This window comes from Methanothrix sp., assembly GCF_030055635.1.
In the GTDB taxonomy this organism is placed as follows: Archaea; Halobacteriota; Methanosarcinia; order Methanotrichales; family Methanotrichaceae; genus Methanothrix_B.
Genome location: NZ_JASFYM010000008.1, coordinates 57,796 through 77,316, shown reverse-complemented (window position 1 = coordinate 77,316; position 19,521 = coordinate 57,796). Strand labels below are relative to the sequence as shown.

At 55.3% G+C, this 19,521-nt stretch carries 18 protein-coding genes and 1 other RNA gene; 9 read left to right on the top strand and 10 right to left on the bottom strand.

Going from position 1 to position 19,521, the window contains the following annotated elements:
* The first annotated feature begins 36 nt into the window (after positions 1–36).
* Both QFX31_RS04880 and QFX31_RS04875 read left to right on the top strand, forming a co-directional pair.
* Entirely contained in the window at positions 37–456 is a 420-nt protein-coding gene (locus QFX31_RS04880; RefSeq protein ID WP_348531012.1) for an adenylyltransferase/cytidyltransferase family protein, read from the top strand.
* A gap of 53 nt (positions 457–509) precedes the next feature.
* Positions 510–974 carry a phosphopantetheine adenylyltransferase gene (locus QFX31_RS04875; RefSeq protein WP_348530996.1) on the top strand — a complete coding sequence of 155 codons (465 nt, stop codon included), beginning with the start codon at positions 510–512 and terminating at the stop codon, positions 972–974.
* A 138-nt stretch (positions 975–1,112) separates the two neighbouring features.
* Here the strand turns inward: QFX31_RS04875 and QFX31_RS04870 are convergent, their stop codons facing one another.
* The 3 genes from QFX31_RS04870 to QFX31_RS04860 all read right to left on the bottom strand — a co-directional run bounded on the left by QFX31_RS04870 (position 1,113) and on the right by QFX31_RS04860 (position 5,361).
* A complete protein-coding gene (locus tag QFX31_RS04870; protein ID WP_348530995.1) occupies positions 1,113–1,754 on the bottom strand; it encodes a PHP domain-containing protein in 642 nt (213 codons plus the stop codon).
* The gene (locus QFX31_RS04865) at positions 1,751–2,989 is read right to left on the bottom strand and encodes a 3-isopropylmalate dehydratase large subunit (RefSeq protein ID WP_348531011.1); all 1,239 of its coding nucleotides are present in this window, start codon (positions 2,987–2,989) and stop codon (positions 1,751–1,753) included. Before QFX31_RS04865 ends, QFX31_RS04870 begins: the two co-directional genes overlap by 4 nt.
* 431 nt (positions 2,990–3,420) lie before the next feature.
* On the bottom strand, positions 3,421–5,361 hold the full coding sequence (locus QFX31_RS04860) for a NosD domain-containing protein (protein ID WP_348530994.1): 1,941 nt from the start codon (positions 5,359–5,361) through the stop codon (positions 3,421–3,423).
* Between the two features lie 190 nt (positions 5,362–5,551).
* Here QFX31_RS04860 and QFX31_RS04855 point away from each other — a divergent pair, with 190 nt between their 5' ends.
* The 4 genes from QFX31_RS04855 (at position 5,552) to QFX31_RS04840 (ending at position 8,766) form a co-directional block, all read left to right on the top strand.
* Positions 5,552–6,829 (top strand): rhodanese-like domain-containing protein, encoded by a 1,278-nt coding sequence (locus QFX31_RS04855; RefSeq protein WP_348530993.1) that lies wholly within the window; start codon positions 5,552–5,554, stop codon positions 6,827–6,829.
* 17 nt (positions 6,830–6,846) lie between these two features.
* On the top strand, positions 6,847–7,080 hold the full coding sequence (locus QFX31_RS04850) for a thioredoxin family protein (RefSeq protein ID WP_348531010.1): 234 nt from the start codon (positions 6,847–6,849) through the stop codon (positions 7,078–7,080).
* A gap of 2 nt (positions 7,081–7,082) precedes the next feature.
* The gene (locus QFX31_RS04845; RefSeq protein ID WP_348530992.1) at positions 7,083–7,448 is read left to right on the top strand and encodes a putative zinc-binding protein; all 366 of its coding nucleotides are present in this window, start codon (positions 7,083–7,085) and stop codon (positions 7,446–7,448) included.
* Between the two features lie 325 nt (positions 7,449–7,773).
* Positions 7,774–8,766, top strand: a complete 993-nt coding sequence (locus QFX31_RS04840; protein WP_348530991.1) for a radical SAM protein — start codon at positions 7,774–7,776, stop codon at positions 8,764–8,766.
* Between the two features lie 233 nt (positions 8,767–8,999).
* On the opposite strand, the gene QFX31_RS04835 is transcribed toward QFX31_RS04840, so the two are convergent.
* The 3 genes from QFX31_RS04835 to ffs all read right to left on the bottom strand — a co-directional run bounded on the left by QFX31_RS04835 (position 9,000) and on the right by ffs (position 12,513).
* A complete protein-coding gene (locus QFX31_RS04835; RefSeq protein WP_348530990.1) occupies positions 9,000–11,135 on the bottom strand; it encodes a DHH family phosphoesterase in 2,136 nt (711 codons plus the stop codon).
* Positions 11,136–11,244: 109 nt separating this feature from the next.
* Entirely contained in the window at positions 11,245–11,838 is a 594-nt protein-coding gene (locus tag QFX31_RS04830) for an MFS transporter (RefSeq protein ID WP_348530989.1), read from the bottom strand.
* 359 nt (positions 11,839–12,197) lie between these two features.
* An RNA gene (gene ffs, locus QFX31_RS04825) (signal recognition particle sRNA) lies at positions 12,198–12,513 on the bottom strand.
* Between the two features lie 50 nt (positions 12,514–12,563).
* On the opposite strand from ffs, the gene QFX31_RS04820 reads away from it, so the two are divergent.
* Positions 12,564–12,806 carry a transcriptional regulator gene (locus QFX31_RS04820; protein ID WP_348530988.1) on the top strand — a complete coding sequence of 81 codons (243 nt, stop codon included), beginning with the start codon at positions 12,564–12,566 and terminating at the stop codon, positions 12,804–12,806.
* A 17-nt stretch (positions 12,807–12,823) separates the two neighbouring features.
* On the top strand, positions 12,824–13,336 hold the full coding sequence (locus tag QFX31_RS04815; RefSeq protein ID WP_348530987.1) for a nitroreductase family protein: 513 nt from the start codon (positions 12,824–12,826) through the stop codon (positions 13,334–13,336).
* Here the strand turns inward: QFX31_RS04815 and QFX31_RS04810 are convergent, their stop codons facing one another.
* A complete protein-coding gene (locus QFX31_RS04810; RefSeq protein WP_348530986.1) occupies positions 13,337–14,308 on the bottom strand; it encodes a phosphoribulokinase in 972 nt (323 codons plus the stop codon).
* 53 nt (positions 14,309–14,361) lie between these two features.
* The gene (locus tag QFX31_RS04805; protein ID WP_348530985.1) at positions 14,362–15,297 is read right to left on the bottom strand and encodes a transcriptional regulator; all 936 of its coding nucleotides are present in this window, start codon (positions 15,295–15,297) and stop codon (positions 14,362–14,364) included.
* Between the two features lie 430 nt (positions 15,298–15,727).
* Here QFX31_RS04805 and QFX31_RS04800 point away from each other — a divergent pair, with 430 nt between their 5' ends.
* Complete coding sequence (locus QFX31_RS04800) at positions 15,728–16,906, top strand: argininosuccinate synthase (RefSeq protein WP_348530984.1); 1,179 nt, start codon at positions 15,728–15,730, stop codon at positions 16,904–16,906.
* Positions 16,907–17,043: 137 nt separating this feature from the next.
* Here the strand turns inward: QFX31_RS04800 and QFX31_RS04795 are convergent, their stop codons facing one another.
* Together QFX31_RS04795 and QFX31_RS04790 are read right to left on the bottom strand one after the other, a co-directional pair.
* Positions 17,044–18,009 (bottom strand): hypothetical protein, encoded by a 966-nt coding sequence (locus QFX31_RS04795; protein ID WP_348530983.1) that lies wholly within the window; start codon positions 18,007–18,009, stop codon positions 17,044–17,046.
* Positions 18,006–19,223 carry a replication protein A gene (locus tag QFX31_RS04790; RefSeq protein ID WP_348530982.1) on the bottom strand — a complete coding sequence of 406 codons (1,218 nt, stop codon included), beginning with the start codon at positions 19,221–19,223 and terminating at the stop codon, positions 18,006–18,008. Before QFX31_RS04790 ends, QFX31_RS04795 begins: the two co-directional genes overlap by 4 nt.
* Between the last annotated feature and the right edge of the window lie 298 nt (positions 19,224–19,521).

The following is a 19,521-nucleotide window of genomic DNA, read 5'->3' as shown; positions in this document are numbered from 1 at the left end:
CAGTTCAGATGCTCTGCTGCCCTCCACGGAGGCGTTATGACAAGGGTGATGGCGACCGGTACTTTCGATATACTGCATCCAGGGCATCTTCTCTACCTGGAGCGCTCAAGAGCTCTTGGAGATGAGCTCGTGGTTGTTGTTGCAAGGGATGCCAATGTGAGGCACAAGCCCAAGCCGGTCATTCCTGAGGATCAGAGGCTGCGGATGGTCTCGGCTCTGAAGATGGTTGATATGGCTGTTCTGGGAAGCAGGACAGACATCTTCGAGCCCGTGAGGGATCTCAGGCCGGATATAATCACGCTGGGCTACGACCAGTACATGGATGAGAGCTGGCTAAAGGAAGAGCTCAGAAGAAGGGGCCTGCATGCGAGGGTCGTGAGGATCTCTGAAAGGGAGACATGCGAGCTCTGCAGCTCGAGGCAGATCGTGGAGAAGATCCTCAAGGAAAGATGCTAACAGATCGCGCAGGCGGTAGTTACTTATACCGATCGCTTCCTTCTGGCGCACGTATGGCCAGAGTTGCCGTAGGTGGAACATTCGACCCGATTCACGATGGCCATCTCGCTCTCCTGAAAAAAGCCTTCGAGGTCGCCGGAGAGGATGGAACAGTGGTGATAGCCCTCACATCGGATGAGATGGCGAGGAGCCAGAGGAAGAGGCCTGTCAGGGACTTCGATACAAGGCTTAAAAATCTCCGGAGGGTTCTGAGGGATAAGCTGGGCGTGGAGAGATTTGAGGTTGAGAAGATCAGCGACGTCTTCGGATCAGCCATAGAGAAGGATTACGATTACATCGTCGTCTCCCCAGAGACCGCGCCGACCGCATACAGGATAAACGAGATAAGGCGCGAGAACGGATTGAGACCTCTGAAGATAGTGCAGATCGAGTACAAGATGGCCGAGGACAACATAAGGATCAGCTCCACCCGCATAGCTGAGGGGAAGATCGACACGCACGGCAGGGTGCTGGTCTAGCGAGGCTCCTGCAGTTACTTGCATGCTGCTCTGATGCGCTCAGCAAGATCTCATGCAGGCGTTTCTGTAGGCACATGATCTGTTCGCCAGGGGCGTATTGCCTGAAAGCCTCTCCGCGGACGATTTATCTGCATATGCCTACTGTATAACCCTTCTGTAGATCTTCTTTGCGAGCCTCTTTGCCACGATCCCAAAGGGAGTTCTGCAGCAGTCTATCTTCGTTCTGTTCTTTCGTATCTCCTCCAGCACGTCATCCTCGCTCGATGCATTCAGGATTGTCACGCCCAAACCAACCGTATCTGCGAGATGGGCGTCGCTGCCAGCCACCATCGGGATGCCCAACCTTCTGGCCTCAAGCCTGGCTCTCAGATTAGATATCCCCAGGATGTACTTTGAGTTGCAGACCTCCACAGCATCGACAGGCGGTATCCTCCCGATGGAGTGCCTGAAGAGATGATAAGGATGTGGCAGGACTGCTATCCCTCCGAGATCGTGCGCCTCCTCGATCGTCTCCTCCGGTGTGTTCCCCAAGACTGGCATCTCATCAACACCGAGGACTATCATATGACCCTCAGAGGTATCGATTTCAACACCTCTTACGACTGTAATCTCCTTGTACCTTGATCTGCTGATCCTCAGCGCAGCCCTCGAGCCATCGAGCGTGTTGTGATCGGTCACAGCGATTCCACTGAGGCCTTTTCTTCTCGCGACCCTCAGTATCTCCTCTACGCTCGCCCTGCCGTCGGAGTATCTGGAATGGATGTGGAGATCAAACCTCATAAGTCCCTTGGATCTGCTATCGCCCCTGTGATCGCTGTGGCCGCAGCGGTTGCAGGCGATGCCAGGTAGACCCTTCCGTTTCTTCCCATCCTTCCCGGGAAGTTCCTGTTGGATGTGGATAAACAGACCTCACCATCTCCCAGAACCCCCATGTGCGCTCCGAGGCATGGACCGCAGCCTGGAGGCCCGATCATCGCGCCGGCCTCGACAAGAATCTCCACGATCCCTGATCGCAGGGCAGCGAGGTACACCTCTCTCGAGGCAGGGATCACAAGAGTCCTGATCCTCACCCTTTTGCCTTTCATGATCCTGGCTGCGACCTCCAGATCCTCCAGCCTTCCGTTGGTACATGTGCCGATGAAGACCTGATCCACCTCGGTTCCGGCGAGGTCTGTGACGGGATGAACATTGTCAACGCGATATGGAGCCGCGACCAGTGGAGGGAGATCGCTAACATCGTACTCTATCTCTTTGAAGTACGATCCCGGGTCCGAGTGGACGTGCGTGTAAGGGCGCCTGGCCCTTCCCGCCAGGTATGCATCAACGCTCGCGTCCGGTGGTATTATCGCGGCCTTCGCTCCCATCTCAACACCCATATTGCATAGGGTCATCCTGCCAGATATGCTCAGCCCCTCCACAGCCCCGCCGACGAACTCCACGGCCATGTAGTTGGCGCCATCTGCGCCCATCTCCTTCACCACGAAGAGCGCGAGATCCTTTGCTGATACCATCTCTCCCAGGGTGCCCTCAAGGCGCATGCATATCGTCTCAGGCACCCTGAACCAGAGCCTCCCCCTGGAGTAGATCTCGGCCATGTCTGTCGCACCAACACCTGTTCCGAATGCTCCGAGGGCGCCGTAGGTGCATGAATGGGAGTCAGCGCCCACGACGAGCGCCCCGGGAAGAGCGAAGCCCATCTCGCAGAAGACCTGATGGCATATGCCATGGCCGCAGTCGTAGAAGTTCTCGATCCCCTGGGCCCTAGCCCATCTCCTCACCTCGGCCTGAAGCGTCGCAGCGGTCTCGTTGTTCGCGGGCACAATGTGATCGAATGGAATCACTATCCTGCCGGGATCCCAGACCTTCTCAGATCCCATCTCCCTGAATGCCTTTATGGCGAGAACGCTTGTGCCGTCATGCGACATCGCATAGTCTATCTCAGCATCGACTATATCTCCTGCCTCTGCCTCTGTTCCCGATGCCCGGCTGAGGATCTTCTCGCTTATTGTCGGCAGTGGACCACCCCAGTGAAGCTCTGCTGCAGAAGTAAATACGTTTTTGGTATGTGCTGCCTCTGGTGAGCAGAGACTGCTGTCATAGTGGTTCGAATACCTCTCAGGTCATTATCATCTCAAACATGGCTGGAGGATTCAGAACTACAGGCGAATCTCAAATCAGGGTTCTCTTTTAGCGAGGTCTAAAAGTGGGTTGTGTACTCGTATCATCTAAATCCGCAGCAATCAGTGTCCAGCCGGACTCATGGGACATCTTGCCCATGACTCTCAAATAGAGCAGAATCATTCAGCTATTCGAGTACACATCCTAAATGTGAGGTGCATGCGATGCCTTGTCCGGGCAGCACTGCACCTGCATCCCTTAGTGGGATCTCATGCAGGAGATCCGTGGGGCAGAAGAGCGCCCGCGGATCTCATTGTGTGCCGGTTTTCTATGTGGCCCTCTCTCCTCTCAGCCTCTGAGCTGCCTCCAGGAGTGCGAGCCCGCTCCTGTAAGATGTGCCTGTCCGGTTGCTAACCGCGTATGCGAGGCTCCTGGTAGACGGCATGCTCTCCATGCTCGCATTGGTTGCGGATGCGTTTTGTGCGGATATGTTGCCAGGCACCTCTCTGGGCAGCGTCCAGCCGCTGAGCTCCCCGAAGGGATACCGATCGATCGCGGTCGAGCTTATGAGCTTCGCGAACCCTGTGCACGGCCGTCCTGTGCATCTGTGATCGCTCCAGTAGTTTCCGCCCTCCTCGAGCCCCATGTCCCAGAAGTTTCTGAAATCATCAGATGCCTGCTCTTCGTTGTCGATGATGTTGTTATGGTATATCCTGTTCTCATACGAGTTCGTCATCAGTATGCCAATCACGTTGTTGCTGATGTTGTTCCCATAGATGCTGCTTCTGTTGCTGTTGTCGAACCATACTCCAGCTTTCCTGTTTCCTGAGATCGTGTTGCTGGTGATCTCGTTCTCCTCCGAGTAGTTCGACCGTATCCCGTACTCGGTGTTGTTCATCAGGAGATTCCCTGCTATCGAGTTTCTGTAGGAAAGAATCAGAGCCAGACCGTTGTTTCCGTTCTCGTTCAAGCTGTTGTTCTGGACCAGATTGTACGCAGTGCTGCGCAGGAACATGCCGGTGTATTTTGTGGCCACAGCTGTGTTGTTCTTCAGGGTGTTGTTTGTTGAATCGATGAGACGGATCCCGCCATATGAGCCTGTCAGCGTGTTTCCCTCTATGGTGCTGTTTGTGATCCCGTAGAGGAACATGGCATCATGTGCTATCCTGTTCTGTGAAATATTGCACCTGTCACAGTATGCCACTGTCATGTGTGCTGCTTCGTGATCTGAGATCCTGGCATTTCTCTGGTTGAACACGTACACAACAGGCATGCCGTCTATGAGATTGGTATCGGATATGCTGTTTGAATATGCCTCCCTTGTGCTGCCATCGACGAAGAGCCCCAGCTCGGCATCTCTGATCTCGTTATCTCTGATGGTGTTGTTGAATGAATCGACAACCATCAGACCGGTTGTCACATTCTCGATCGAATTTCTCTCCAAAAGACAGGAACTCGCCCCGATCAGGACGATGCCATCGTTTGATGAGGATATCGTGTTATTGATCGCACTGCTGATGCTCGTAGCGCCAAGAGCTATCGCTGTTCCCGTATTATTCACGACGCATCCTGAGAGCGTGATCCTGCTCGATCCCTCGATCACAATGCCGCTGAGAGCATCAGTGATCCTGTTCATGGTTGCCTGTGTATCGGTTGCGTTGATCAGATGCAGCCCCTCTCCTGCGCTGGTCATGTTGTTCCTCTCGATGCTGTTATGGTACGCCTCCTTTGCGATTATCGAGTAGTTGCATAGGCTGATCTCATTGCCGATCACACTGTTGCCTCTCGCTCCTCTGTAAAGGACTATTCCGCCGGTTGAGGCCTCAACCCTGTTATTCTCTATCCGGTTTGTCTCCCCACCCTCGATTATGACGCCTGCACGGTTCTCGTGGAAGGTGTTGCCCTTCACGGTGTTTCCGGTGGAGGTGAGCAGAATTCCGGCCTCCGAGTATCCGGTGATGGTGAGGCCCTCCACCGTGCATCCATCGGCAGTGATCTTGATTCCCACTGATTTGCCATCAGCCTTCAGAACGCACTCTCCCCTCTCTCCGAGTAGGGGCTTGATTGTGAGCTTTTTGTCCACCAGAACCTCCTCGCTGTACACACCGGGCTTTACGTAAATTATATCACCATTAGAGGCGGCTTTGACAGCGCCACCTATGCTCTTTGAATCCGCAAACCCGTTGTCATCGACTATGTAGTTTCTGGATGTGCATGTGGATATCGCCAGGAGAATAACCAATGCTGAGATGACCCAAAGCCTGATCATGGACGAGAGGAGAGCATAAGGTCTTCATATACTTAATGCGTGAGTTGCTACTCAACTGGCGAGATGATGTGTTCATCAGCGAATCCAGCGAAGAAATGCAGATGGGCGCATAGGTTATATAGCCAGAATAGATCCACTCTACTAAGACCATTTAGATGGATCTCATGTGCCTTCGGGGCTGGTATCAAGCATGAAGGTTATGCATCACACATACAAGTCACACAGTCTTCCCGCCCTGGTTGGAACAGCATCTGCGCTGATACTGCTTCTCATTGCAGAGGCATCCTCGATGGGTGTGGTTGATATCGGCAACATCTCACAGTCGGATGTGATAATGTACGTGAGCAACGACAACCCGCGTTACTACGTTCAGGGTGCGATACACGTTCCGCGAGCTGAGTTCGTCGCTGACGGCAGGCTGCGATCTGTGCGGGAGATCTGCGAGATACTCGGGTCACATGGCGTGAGGAGAAACGATACGGTTGTCGTCTACGGTAGCTGCATGGAGTGCGGCGACCCGACATACATCTGCTGGCTTCTGAGCTATCTTGGGCAGGAGGATGTGAGGGTGCTGGAGGTGGAGACCATTGGAGGCAACATGAGCGATCGCCCAGCGATCAGACCCCCTGCAAACTACACCCCTGCTCTGAGGCCGGAGCTTCTCGCCACATACGGTTACGTGATGAGCGGCGTCGCCCAGCTCGTGGACGCGAGAAGCGCAGATGAGTTCCAGGCTGCGCATATCCCCGGAGCGGTGAACATAGAATCGTCATCTGTCCTGAGCAATGGCAGGTTGAAGAACGCGAGCGAGCTCGGCCCTCTTTTCAACCTTGATCGGGAAAAACCAGTGGTCGTTTACAGCCTGAACGGAGGACAGGCATCTCTCATCTGGTTTGCGCTCATGAGCCTGGGATACGATGCGAGGCTGTACACGTGGCTGGACTGGCTCGATCACCAGCCAGAGCTCAGGATGGATCTCACAGATCTCAGAGCAGATGTGAGCCCAGAGCGAACGGTCGAGATAACCGCCACGTTCTCTGATAGCAGGAAGAATGACATCATGAACGTGATGGGGTGCGTCACATGCGAGCCCATAACGATCTACACAGGCGGGCTCAGCAGGGACAAGAGCACCGGTGTGAGGCTCGGAAACTACACATCGCCCGGGAGAAAGGTCGTGAACGTGATCGGCGCTGCGGAGACAGGCGCCGCTGGACAGAAGAATACGGAAACTGCCGCCAATATGGTGGCTGTTGTGACGGACAGATCTGATAAAGAGATTGACCGGGTCATGCTGCATCCAGCATCAGCATATGTGTACACAGGCACATGGGACGCATCCGGAGTTCCTGCAGGGATATACAACCTGAGCGTTGAGCTCTCCGCATGGGGGATCACCAAGCGCTTCGAGAAACGCATCGCTGTGGAGATACATGCTGAGAGGTACAGGAAGCTCGGGAGATTCTGATCACTGAGGTGGCACGCTTGAAGATAGAGGTTCTCGGCACAGGATGTGCCAAATGCAAGGGCCTGGAGAAAAATGTCCGCCAGGCGGTTAAGGAGCTGGGTATAGATGCAGAGATAGTCAAGGTCGACAGCATCATGGAGATCATGGAGCGGGGGGTGATGATGACTCCGGCGCTGTGCATTGACGGGGAGACGGTTGCTGTCGGCCGCGTTCTTAGCGTGGAGGAGATCAAGGAGTTGCTGAGGGGATAGAGATGTCAGAGAGATGCCTCTGCGAGGCCAGACGCGCCATATTCACATGTGCCGGCGGCTCAAACGTCGGCCAGCTCGCGAATGCCGCGGCCAGGGAGCTGACCGCTCAGGGATACGGCAGGATGTCGTGCCTCGCGGGAATAACAGCAAGCATAAGGGGAATAACAGCCTCTGCGCAGGGTGCGGATGCGATAGTCTCAATAGACGGATGCTCACTGGAGTGCTGTCGCAAGAGCCTGGAGCTGTGCGGGCTTCAGCCGGATGTCCATGTTGTGATAACAGAGCTGGGCGTTAAGAAATCCCCGGACCTTTCGATCAGCGAGCAGGAGCTCAGAAGCGTTGTCGATGCGATAAAGGAGCTGATGTAGCACACTGCTCATCCAACAGCGGAGAACTGTGGTTCTGCAAATGCGATATCTCAAATTCCACGATGCCACGGCTGGGCTCAACGATCTGTGTACACAATCACATACTGAGATCCTTAACGATTGGCGTCTGGATGCTACATGTACCAGATGCAGGCACAGGCGTGCCGATCCCAATCATAATATACTATGATGATCGATCTGATGCACAGGATATGCCATGGCCCGCTGTTCTTTGTGCGGAACGACCTCGAGCCTGATCTCCGGGGAGCTGAGGGTATGTCTGCGCTGCATCAGATCCCGTCCGGAGGAATCTCTCGAGATTGCGATGACTGCCCACAAAAGAAGCAGGGCTGCGTATGGGCTTCCAGAGGAGATCCCCAGGGATCCGGAGGGATTGAAGTGCAGCATATGTGCGAATGAATGCAGAATACCTCCTGGAGGCATGGGCTACTGTGGGCTGCGGATGAATGTTGATGGGGTGCTTGTGGGCGTCACACCCACACAGGGAAAGCTCTCGTGGTACCACGACCCGCTCCCGACAAACTGCGTCGGGGACTGGGTGTGCGCAGGCGGGACGGGCGCTGGGTATCCGAAGTACGCACACTCAAATGGCCCTGAGATCGGATACAGAAACCTGGCTGTCTTCTTCCACGCGTGCACATTCAACTGCCTCTACTGCCAGAACTGGCAGTTCAGAGCTGAGACGCTTCGCCCGTGGATGACCGATGTCAGCGAGCTTGTGGAGAGCGTGGATGATAGAACCTCATGCATCTGCTACTTCGGCGGCGATCCGGCGCCGCAGCTGCCGTTCGCTCTCAAGGCATCGAGGATGGCCCTTGATGCGAGAAGTGATATCCTGAGGATCTGCTGGGAGACGAACGGCTCCATGAATCGCCATCTTCTCGATGAGATGCTCGAGCTCTCTCTGAGCAGCGGTGGTTGCATCAAGTTCGACATCAAGGCGATGGATGAGAACCTCCACAGGGCGCTGACAGGAGTGTCCAACAGGAGAACTCTGGAGAATATATCTGCAGCAGCGGAGAGGATTGAGGAGCGGGAGGAGCCGCCGCTTGTCATCGCGAGCACGCTTCTGGTTCCGGGATATATCGACGAGAATGAGGTGGGGGCGATAGCTGATTTCCTCGCATCCCTCAATCCCAGAATCCCGTACACGCTGCTCGCCTTCCATCCGCAGTTCCACATGAGAGATATGCCGTTCACCTCGAGGTCGCTGGCCATGCGGTGCCTGGACGCCGCGAGAGGAGCAGGGCTTGAAAGGGTGCGTGTTGGAAACATTCACATCCTGACGCCCGGATGATCGGATTGAAAGAATGATGGAAAAGCGCCTCCAGAGATTCTCGAAAACCGGCTCGATCTCCGATATTTCATGGAGGTAGCGAAGAAATGGACGGTTCCAGATTCGCTCCTGTGTGTTCAGCAACTTAGAGGTCAAGCAAGCAGGTTGCTGTAAGCACACGTACATTTCTCAAGAGCGCATAGCAGGACCAGTGCCTTTTCTGGTAAGTCATCATATGGATAAGAACGTCCGGATCATGCTGCAGAAGGTGGAACCTCCTCGACCTCGCAGCTTCCGATCTTCTCCGCGAGCTTGGCCAGCACCTCCTTCCGCATTCCACCCACGAACTTGATCGAGCCTACGACCAGATGACCCCCTCCGCTCACACCGCCGTTTGGGATCTCCTCCATCAGCTCTTTCACTATCTGGGGAATGTTCATCTTCACCCCCCTGCTTCTCAGAACCGCGAAGTCCGGGCCGTATCCTATCGTGACAACAGGCTTGCCATCGTACTTCCTGCACATCCTGTCGTGTATCTCTCCAGACGTCTTTCCAGGTGGAGGAAATGTGAACTTGTGAGCGTAGTTCTCCACATCTATGACGTTCATTATCGCACCGTTCGGCAGCTTCGTGCTCTTCACGTTGCCCATGCTCGCCCTGAGCTGATCCTCGATCGCAGCATTCGCCTGATCGCAGAGCAGATCCACGATCCTGCGGTGCCTGTCCAGCCTTCCGAGACAGAGGATATCGTTTATCAGGCCGCGTCCCTCATTGAACCTGAGCCAGAAGGCCTCATAGTCGAGAGCAAGCGCGATCTTCTTGAGATCCTCCACCCTGAACCTGTCCTCAACGAGCTTGATGTACTTCTCAGCCTCCGGAGCCTCGCTTCTGTCACCGACCGCGGAGACTGCTGCAAGGTGCTTGATCTTGTTCTCCACATCGGGATTGATCATGCGGGCGATCTCAACCCCCAGCATTCCTGTTGTGATCCCGAAATCACCACCTGCATGCGCCGGGTTCACATGGGCGATGAGATACTGATCGACAACATCATTCGGATGGTGATGATCTACCACGACCATCTCCAGGCCGTAGACCTGGGCATGCTTCATCGCGGGCACATCCTCCTCTGTGGAGCCGTTGTCCATGAGAACTATGAGAGGCATCTTCTGCCCGTACCTGGACTGGTCCTCAAGAGCGTAGCTGAGATCCTTCGTGACATCCTCAAGCTCGTAGAACGGAGCCTTCGAGGGAGCACGCCTGTAGCTGTAGTACTCTGCATCAGGCCCACAGACCTCCTTCATCAGCGGGAGTATCGCGGTCTCTATCGCAACCGCTGCTGAGATACCATCAGCATCAGCATGATGTCTTATGACTATAGGCTTCGACTTGAAGATCGCCCTGCGGATCTCCTTGGCGACAGCCCTCATTCTGGGCCTGAGCCTCTCGAGCACCTCGCTCTCTATGAGCAACGGCGGGTCAAACGGCTCCGCTCTCCTGTCTATCGCCCGCTCGATCTCCTCCCTGACCTTAGTCGCCTCCCCGCCGAAGAGCTGCTTCATCGAGCGGATCTCTATCTGCATCTGGCCGTTCCTCATCGCCGGCTCGCCGATGACCTTGACGACCATGTCCCCCTGTATCTCCGGATATGCTCTGACGCCTGCTCGCTCGAATGCAGCGCATGATACCGTGCCGCTGTCATCTGCGATTGTGAATATCGTGGGACCGGCTGTCTGCTTGACCTGGATCACCTCGCCCTTGATGCAAACGATTTTTCCGAGATGCCTTTGCAGATCAGAGGTCTTTGTTAGCGGGAGATCCTTCTCCACGGTTATCACATGGTACTCCTTCAGCTCGACGGGCTCGAGCTCTATGTTGCCATTCGGGGCGATGTTCTTCACCCGGACGAAGAGCTTCTCACCGACCTCAGGCCTGAACCTCAGGTATCTGTTGTGCGCAAGGCCGCGCATGTTCTCGTTCAGGTCCACAAAGGCGCCGAAGCTCGCCAGCCCGGAGACACTCCCCTCGTATATGCTCCCGACCACGAGATCGGTCGTATCGCACGCCCTATCCAGGATGTAGACGAGCGGTGTGCGTGAGCATCTCTCACACAGATCCGCCTTAGAGTTCAGCCTGGCTCCGCATACAAGACATCTGTACTCTCTGCCGAGCCCGCCGCACACCTCGCATGCCTCTGTTATGGGTATCCTGCCGGTCCCGTTGCAGACCGCGCACCTCGCCGATCCCTGCTGGAGCAGGCTTGTTATGTCAGAATCCCTCGCCTCGGTAAGTGTTATGGACTCCGTCTTACCAGTGCCATCGCAGTTGGGGCAGGTACGTTCGCCTACGATCATGAAGCCCTGCCCACCGCATCTCTCGCAGACTTTCATCGCCAGAGTGAAGAATTCTCCAGGATTTATCAATTTTGGGATCGTCGCTGACAGTTCGGTCACGAAGGATGCCCATAAACGGGTCCAGTGTTTGAGAGAACTCCAGCCCTCAGACCGGAGCTGTTGAGGTGAAGGGTTTTACTGCCGCGTGCTCCTCCCGGTCGAGCATCAGTATTATCCCTGATCCCATGAGGCACATCATGCTTGTGAATATGAATGTGGCAGTGAACCCGAGCATGCTGGCTATGGCCGCACCGACCGCTGCTGTGAACGCTGTCCCGAGCCCTGTGGATGTGGAGTAGAGAGACCACTCGAACCCCTCGCTGCCCTTCTCCACATTTGCGCTCCAGAGGGCTATCCAGGCTGGATATGCGAGACCGCTTCCGATGCCGTTGATGATCTCCGCGATGTAGACCTGGTATATGCTGTCGATGAATATGTACATGACAGGTACGCAAGCCACAATTGATGTGCCTATGAGCAGCCATCTGCTCTTGTTCCTCACCCTGTCGATGTACATCCCGAAGGGCAGCTGGACCAGTGATTTAGTGACCAGGAAGAGCGTGCTAGCTATTCCTGCGGATAGAACGCTGCCACCTGCAACGCCATCGTTTATGAATATCGCCAGTATGGGCTGTATCAGCCCGAGACCGGTGAGCACGAGGATATCAGATAGCATCAGCAGCTTTGTAGTGCGATTCACAGCCAGTCACCTCCTTATATTTAATTAATATTATTAATATGGAGTTCGATAAATATATGCAGAGCTAAGTGTGAGGCTCAAGAAAGGCGCCGCTATATCCTCGAACGTATTCTGGTGTACATTTTCACCATTACAGTTGAGGCTAGCGACATAATAGATCGTTTACTTGTGAGAAGTAATAGTATATATACTTTTCTATCGATGTGCCCCACTGCTGCTAATAATCTGAGGGACCCGGAATCATTTACATTCAAATGGTTGCTGCCGTCAATGTAAAAAATAAACATTTGGTCTGTACACACATGTAACGCTCTTGAGAACTTCAGATGGAGCGCATACCGCAAAAGACATATCATTTCTGGCGGGTGCGCTGGCGGTTGCCAGAAGCACCGCGCACCAGCTGATCCATCCGCTTTCTCCTCCCCGCGATCCTGTAAGCGACGGTTACCCGCAGTGGGTCTGCTCCCTTCCGGGCCTGAACCGGTGCCTGCAGTTAGGGCCAGCGAGCCCGCCCTCCGGCTGACCCCCTGGCCGATGCCGTCCCTACAGAACGGAGAATCATTGTACGCGGATGGGCCGAATACACGGCGCATAAAGTCGCCCACCAGCTTCGTCCCCCGCATATCGGCGATTTCGGGTTACAGGTGACGCCGAACCACCCGGACTAACCCGCCACAATCTATTAAGATATTGGAAGCAATAAAGCTATCGCAGAGGTATACAGAATGGATGAGCTGATGGGGTTCGTTCTGGGAAACAGCCAGAGGGAGCGCGTGATACAGGTCCTGGGATCGAAGGGGCCGATGAGCGCCGAGAAGATCGCAAAGATAGAGAGGATAACGCCGCCTGCTGTAAGGAAGGTGCTCCAGGATCTTGACGAGAGGGGTCTGATCGAGGAGTCAGATGGCATATGGCGCCTTACGGAGAAGGGTGCTGAGCTCGAGAGGGAGCTCAGGAGAAGGCCGTAGCGAAGGGAGGCGTATGCATGGATGTGATCGAGGCCATAAGAAGGAGGAGGAGCATAAGAAGGTACCAGGAGAGGCCGGTGGAGGAGGAGAAGCTCAACCGCATACTTGAGGCAGGAAGGCTTGCCCCGTCTGCAAAGAACCTCCAGGACTGGAAGTTCATAGTTGTGAGGGATCCGGAGAGGCGCAGGAGGCTTGCTGAAGCTGCCAAGAACCAGCAGTTCATCGCAGAGGCGCCTGTTGTCATAGCTGCCTGCGGTACAGAGACGAGATACGTGATGACATGCGGCCAGCACACCTACACCATAGATGTGTCAATAGCAGTCGACCACATGACTCTGGAGGCCACCGAGCTCGGGCTCGGAACCTGCTGGATCGGCGCATTCTACGAGGACAGAGTCAAGGAGATCCTGGGGGTGCCGGAGAACGTCCGCGTCGTCGCGCTTCTCCCGCTCGGATACCCCGCAGAGGATCCCGCGCCAAGGCCGAGGAAGCCCATGGAGGAGATCGTGTGCTACGAGAGGTGGTGCTGATCATCCGGCGAGCTTCGCGATCTTCTCCAGGAACCTCCAGATCAGGATGAGCTGTGCCATCCCGGTCGCATTGACGTAGGATGCATGATCCTGCCCCTCTGAGACTGAGGGCAGATCCCTTCCCAGGAACCTGCAGAGCTTCCTCTCCAGGTCCTTTATCATGGTGATGGGGAACTCGCCATCGAGGGTCATGACCCCCACCCTCTTCCCGTAGTAGTCGTCCCTCTGGAACTCTATCGAGAACTCGCGCTCTGTTAGCCTCATTATCCTGCTCAGGTCTATCGTCAGATCGACCTCGTCCAGGGGCTGATCGAGAATCTGCTGTATGATCCGCACCGAGTATTTCTCCCCGCTCAGGCCCCTCGCGATCTCAGTCCACTCCGGCGGGATCCTCGAGTCCTGGATCTTTATCACCATCTCAGCGTAGACCTTCTGCACATCCACGTAGAGCTTGTAGTCCGGCTCCCTCTCCAGGATCTCCCTCATCACATCCTCCGGAGCATAGCCCCGCTCCCCCACATCCCTCCTGAGCTTCCATCTCCTCTTCACAGCTCTGCTCGGATCGACGAAGATCTTGAAGTCAGAGAGCTCTCTGAGCTCCTGTGTGTAGAACGGATGAAGACCTTCGACGATGATTACAGGGGATGGCTCGAAGATGACCGGCCCCCTGATCTCTCCGGTTGCGTGATCGTAGACGGGCTTTTCTATGGGAAGCCCCCTCCGGAGCATCTCCAGATGCTCAGCCAGCAGGTCCAGCCTGTTCGCTTCCGGCCTCAGCGGCGTTATCCCCAGAGCCTTTCGCTGCCTGCGATCGAGACTGTGATAGTCGTCCATGGAGAATGTGCTGACCACATCCTCGCCAAGCAGCCGGCGGATGCCCCTCGTGAATGTAGTCTTGCCGGATCCACTATCCCCGGCGACCGCAACAACAAACACATTCCCAGACTCGCGGATCTTATCAAGAAGTCTCATGGCTTTTGGTACGTCCAGATATACAATAAAATAGCGCCCAGTAAGCTCTGATCCTAATAGGCGGAGCTCTCGCGCTTCATCATCAGGAGATCTGCGAAGTCCTTTCTGCTATCGATCTTCTCTATCTCCTTCCGGCCTATGACCGCGGTCCTTTCTATTCTGTCTATCCTCGTCTCGCCATCGACTATGAGCGCAGAGTGCGTGAGTGTCACAGATGAGAGGCTGCTCATGAGCCTTGCACGCTTGATCATGCTTGTTGTGAGCCTGCTCACGCCTGTGAGTACCACCATCTCATCATCTCTCGTTATTGCGTTGAATGGCGCCTGGGATATCGGGAATACGCGGAGCCCGATCTCCACGAGCCTGCGCAGAATGCTGTCCTTGACCTCTGCGGTGGTCTCCTCCATGAAACGCTGCCTGAATATATCCACGGCCTGGATCAGCTCCTCGTCGAAGATCTCCTCGAGCTTCAGCGCTATATCTATCGATGTGTCCATCGACTCGCTCTCGTACTTGCTCACGGTGCGCCTCGAAACGCCCAGCTCCGCTGCCAGCTCGCCGATCGATATCCCACGCTCTATCCTCAGCTTCCGGAGCATCCCCCCATCGATTTTAACATAAAGACCGCCATGTGCTGCGTAGACCAGCGGGGGTATGCCTCCCAGCAGGTAATCAGCAAGCGTCGGCAGGCTCACCGTCGGAACCCCATATCTGAAGTAGACCGCGCCCCTCTCGAGCATCTGATCCCTGGTCTTCTCGCCCACTATCAGCGGCTGCCCGAGCAGATGGCCTGCAAGTCTGGTGATCTCGCGGGCTGTGCGCTCGTTCAGGCCGTCTATGTTAGAGAGAATCTTGAGCAGCAGGAGCAGCTCCTCTCGCCTGGCTGCAAGATCAAAGCTCCTCGGCCTGATGTCACACATGGACGAGACCAGGAAGCCCGCCTCTCTCAGCACGTTGATCACGCCGCGGGTCAGAAGCTCCTTCTCCATCGATGTATTAAATCTGAAGAGCAGCTATTTAAATCTTGAGCCGAACGCTCCATCGCAATGCAGCTACGGTTTTGCATTCGGAGTGCTCCAGCCTGGCGCCTTTGATTTCCAGTCTCTCGTTCAGCTATTCGAGCCCAAAACCTGAACGAGAGGGTTGCACTAACAGCTTCCGGCGAGATGTTTTATAATCTTGAGGATTCCTATTAACCTCCTGTTCAATGATCTGGGCGTGTCGCTGCATGCTTTTATCAAAGGAGTTTTATACCAAAATACTGGGTCTTTAGGAATCCTCTCTTGCATGGGCTGAATGTGACGGGACTTGATGAATCGGGTTCCCGACCAACCGCATCCGTGATTTACCTGAAGTCTGAGCCGCTCAAAACCGGCCACTCATAAAATTGAAATAACTTGTTTCCTTCCGGTTACCAGCATGACAGACAAAGCTGAGGTTGCTCTTGCTTATTCCGGCGGGCTTGACACATCTGTATGCATTCCGCTCCTGCGGGAGCGCTACGGCATGAGGCGCGTCGTCACCGTGCTTGTCGATGTGGGCCAGCCGCCTGAGGACATCGAGCGCGGAAACAGGCGGGCTGAGAAGCTCAGCGATGAGCACTATGTAATAGATGCGAAGGATGAGTTCGTCAGGGACTACATATTCCCGCTCATAAAGGCCAACGGCTCCTACGAGGGCTATGTACTGGGAACCGCCATAGCGAGGCCTTTGATAGCGAGGAAGGTCGTTGATGTTGCGAGAAGATTGGGGATAAACGCGCTCGCACACGGATGCACAGGAAGGGGCAACGACCAGCTCAGGTTCGAGGCGGTCTTCAGGGCCACAGGAATGAGGGTCATCGCGCCCATGAGGGATCTGGACCTCTCAAGGGAGTGGGAGATCGACTACGCGAGGGAGCACGGCATAGAAGTACAGGCATCGAAAGAGCGTCCGTGGTCTATAGACGAGAACCTGTGGTCGAGATCTATTGAGGGGGGGATGCTCGAGGACCCGTTCTTCGAGCCGCCTGAGGAGATATACGCCTGGACCAGAACCCCTGATGGGAGTGTGCCTCCGGAGACAGTCGAGATCGAGTTCGAGCGCGGCGTGCCTGTGGCGCTCAACGGCGAGCGGCTCGGCGGGGTCGAGCTGATCAGGCGGCTGAACCTCATTGCAGGCAGGCATGGAATCGGACGGACCGATATGATAGAGGATCGCGTTCTTGGGCTCAAGGCAAGGGAGAACTACGAGCATCCTGCAGCGACTGTTCTTCTGACGGCCCACAGGGACCTCGAGCAGCTCGTCCTCTCCAGAGCAGAGCTAAGGTTCAAGGCTGGCGTCGATGAGGCATGGGCAGAGATGGCATACATGGGACTGGTGGACGATCCGCTTTTCGCAGACCTGAACGCCTTCATCGACCAGGCCAACTCAAGGGTCAACGGCGTAGTTCGCATGAAGCTCTTCTGCGGCAGTGCGATGCCTGTTGGCAGGAGGTCACCTGACGCGCTCTACTCCCGGGAGATGGTGTCGTTCGACTCCCAGACGCTGAGCCAGCGGGATGCCGAGGGCTTCGCAAAGTACCACGGCTTCCAGGCCAGACTGCTCAGAAAGAAATAAATAGAGCTGAGAGTGGGGGCTCGGGCACATGAGGGTGTGCCCTGGCCACACAATCCCAAAACGGCGAGAGGAGGGCCTGAGGCCCTCAAACAGCCCTGCTTGAAGAAGATGCGATTGAACCATCAGGAGTGCGGGTCTTATATATCTATCTCCTCTATATCATCATCCTCAAGATCGATGAGGCTGCTTATGCGCTTCGATCCCGTCTGTTTCCTCCTGACTGGCTGTGGTCTGGTGTATTGATCAGGCTCGCGCGATTCGGTCCCTGTACCCACTTCATAATCTACAGGCACCTTTTCGCGAACTGGGAGATGCTTCGGCTCGCTTCGACTTTGTCGAAGCCTCTCGATTGTATCGAGAGCCGCCGAATCCTCTCGACGCAGTCGAGAGCCCAGCATCTCCTCCCCGGCGCTGGGCTCACTTGTCTCACGCACCTCAGGCGCCACATGTGCCTCATCAGGTACGACCTCCTCGATCGCCTGCTCATTTCTGATGGCATTCAGGGCTGTGAGAACCATCTGCCTGTACTCCTCGATGTTCGTGGAGTAATGAACCCTGGCCCTTCTGCAGTCCTCGACAGTCGTTGCCTCAGGGTGGTACACAGTTCCTGGCTGGAAGTCTGTGCTCGTAGGTACATCTATGCTGCGCATGAGCTCCAGCCTCTCGAGCGTCCTGCGCGCAGCCTCGATGATCCACTTGTTGCGGGTATCGAGATCGACCTTCTGTATGGCCTCTGCCCTTATCGATGTTATCTTCTTCCCGTCCTCAGTCTCATAGACAGATGGCTTGCCGACGACCGCAACGAAGGCCGGGATCTCGATCTCCGCAAGCGCTCTGGATGCCTCGGGCTGGTACTGTCCCGCGTATATCAGGATGCTGCCTGTCGGGTCCGCGAGCCTTCCGCGCCAGTACTCAACCTCCTCGCCGATATCGTCTCTCTCTATCAGCGTCCCTACAACAAAAACCCGGTTGCACCTGGCGCCTGTTGGCGTCAGGAGGTACTGTGGCGCGTACTGCGAGTCGTCCCCCTCCCGGAAGGAGAGATCCGATCTCCTGAGCTCCTCCAAAAACACCCTCCTGGCAACCTCTCTGGAGTACATCATAGCCCCTCCGCCCTGCTCACAAGCAGAGACAGATCATCCTCGCTGAAAGCCATCTCCTTTATGCTGTCCACAAGAAGGTACCTGTCCCTCACCGGCCCGGTGACCTCGAAGTACCTGCCTATCAGCTTCTCCTCGATGAGCGCGAGGACGACCTCATGATCCAGCGCCTCCATGGCCATCTCCTTAGCCTGATCCATTGTGAGGCCTATGAGCTCCTCAACGCGCTCGCGGTTTATCAGTATGTCCTGAACGATGAGACCATCATCTATCGCAGCCTTCACCCTGAGATCGTAAACACCCTCAACCTTCCCGTGCTCTGCGCATATACCCTTTGACAGGGGTCTCCTGCATGTCGGGCATCTCTTGATCAGTCCGGAGCCCTTCTGTATATCGACTATGGCGCCTGAGATCCTTCTGTTCAGAGATACCTCGATCGGCTCTTCGGTCTCCTCTATGACAGTGCTTCTGTTTATCTTGACGCTGAACCTACCCTGGAACTCGTCCGTCACGAGGTTCCTGAGAAGGTAGCTCCTCCCCTCAACAAGGTCAGGCTGCCCGGACTTCGCCCACTTGACGAACCTCACGACTCCTGTCTCATCACCGAGCAGGCCCTGCTGCTGGATCGACTCGCTCGAGGGCTCCCAGAGCTGGACGACCTTGGCCCTGAGGTTGATCCACTGCCCAGGCCCTCTGATGTCCGAGACCCTGTAATCTGCGGAGCTCTGTGGAAGCATAACAGACTCGATATCTCTCCCGAGCTCTGAGATCTCAGTGCTTCTGTTTATCTTGACGCTGAACCTACCCTGGAACTCGTCCGTCACGAGGTTCCTGAGAAGGTAGCTCCTCCCCTCAACAAGGTCAGGCTGCCCGGACTTCGCCCACTTGACGAACCGTATGTTGCCTGTCTCATCTCCTAAAATCCCAGCCTGGGATATCGCAGGACTGGGGGAATCAAAGAGGCTCAGAACCTTCGCCTCCAGGTCCACCCACCTTCCAGGCTCGCGGATCTGGTTTATCTTCACCTGCTCGCTCTTTCTGGCGGGAAGCGCGATGCCCTTCTCCTTCAGGTAGTAGTTAAGAACGCTTCTCTGCGCCTCCCGGGGAGGGACCTGAAACCTGTCGACAAGAAGGCGGTATCTATTCTCCACATCCCCGGTGCTGACATCGATCCCAAGCTCTCTGAGCCTGGATATGATCTGCTCAATATCTTTCATTCAACCAGCCTCTAGTTTTCTTTGAGAGGTGATATGAAGTGAGACCGCATCATAGATAAACTCATGCCATCCACGGCGAAAGTAATATCCGGACCTGTTGCGTAAAGCGTTATGCGATGACCAAAAAGTGGGTAGTCTACCTTTCTTGAGTTGATCTTGAGGTAGTGTACTTGAATCACTGAATGAAAAATCGGGAATCGGCATTCACAGGCACAACAGATCATAAATCCTGCGATGTCAGATGCTTGCTGGGCGCGATGATCTGATTACACGAACCATAAAGCAATGCGGAAAGATT

Coding starts and splice junctions, on each gene's coding strand:
- QFX31_RS04880 (WP_348531012.1), top strand. CDS start 37: ATGACAAGGGTGATGGCGACCGGTACTTTCGATATACTGCATCCAGGG.
- QFX31_RS04835 (WP_348530990.1), bottom strand. CDS start 11,135: ATGAAAGTCTGCGAGAGATGCGGTGGGCAGGGCTTCATGATCGTAGGC.
- QFX31_RS04805 (WP_348530985.1), bottom strand. CDS start 15,297: ATGGAGAAGGAGCTTCTGACCCGCGGCGTGATCAACGTGCTGAGAGAG.
- QFX31_RS04870 (WP_348530995.1), bottom strand. CDS start 1,754: ATGAGGTTTGATCTCCACATCCATTCCAGATACTCCGACGGCAGGGCG.
- QFX31_RS04845 (WP_348530992.1), top strand. CDS start 7,083: ATGTCAGAGAGATGCCTCTGCGAGGCCAGACGCGCCATATTCACATGT.
- QFX31_RS04800 (WP_348530984.1), top strand. CDS start 15,728: ATGACAGACAAAGCTGAGGTTGCTCTTGCTTATTCCGGCGGGCTTGAC.
- QFX31_RS04790 (WP_348530982.1), bottom strand. CDS start 19,223: ATGAAAGATATTGAGCAGATCATATCCAGGCTCAGAGAGCTTGGGATC.
- QFX31_RS04855 (WP_348530993.1), top strand. CDS start 5,552: ATGAAGGTTATGCATCACACATACAAGTCACACAGTCTTCCCGCCCTG.
- QFX31_RS04860 (WP_348530994.1), bottom strand. CDS start 5,361: ATGATCAGGCTTTGGGTCATCTCAGCATTGGTTATTCTCCTGGCGATA.
- QFX31_RS04815 (WP_348530987.1), top strand. CDS start 12,824: ATGGATGTGATCGAGGCCATAAGAAGGAGGAGGAGCATAAGAAGGTAC.
- QFX31_RS04875 (WP_348530996.1), top strand. CDS start 510: ATGGCCAGAGTTGCCGTAGGTGGAACATTCGACCCGATTCACGATGGC.
- QFX31_RS04820 (WP_348530988.1), top strand. CDS start 12,564: ATGGATGAGCTGATGGGGTTCGTTCTGGGAAACAGCCAGAGGGAGCGC.
- QFX31_RS04810 (WP_348530986.1), bottom strand. CDS start 14,308: ATGAGACTTCTTGATAAGATCCGCGAGTCTGGGAATGTGTTTGTTGTT.
- QFX31_RS04795 (WP_348530983.1), bottom strand. CDS start 18,009: ATGATGTACTCCAGAGAGGTTGCCAGGAGGGTGTTTTTGGAGGAGCTC.
- QFX31_RS04840 (WP_348530991.1), top strand. CDS start 7,774: ATGACTGCCCACAAAAGAAGCAGGGCTGCGTATGGGCTTCCAGAGGAG.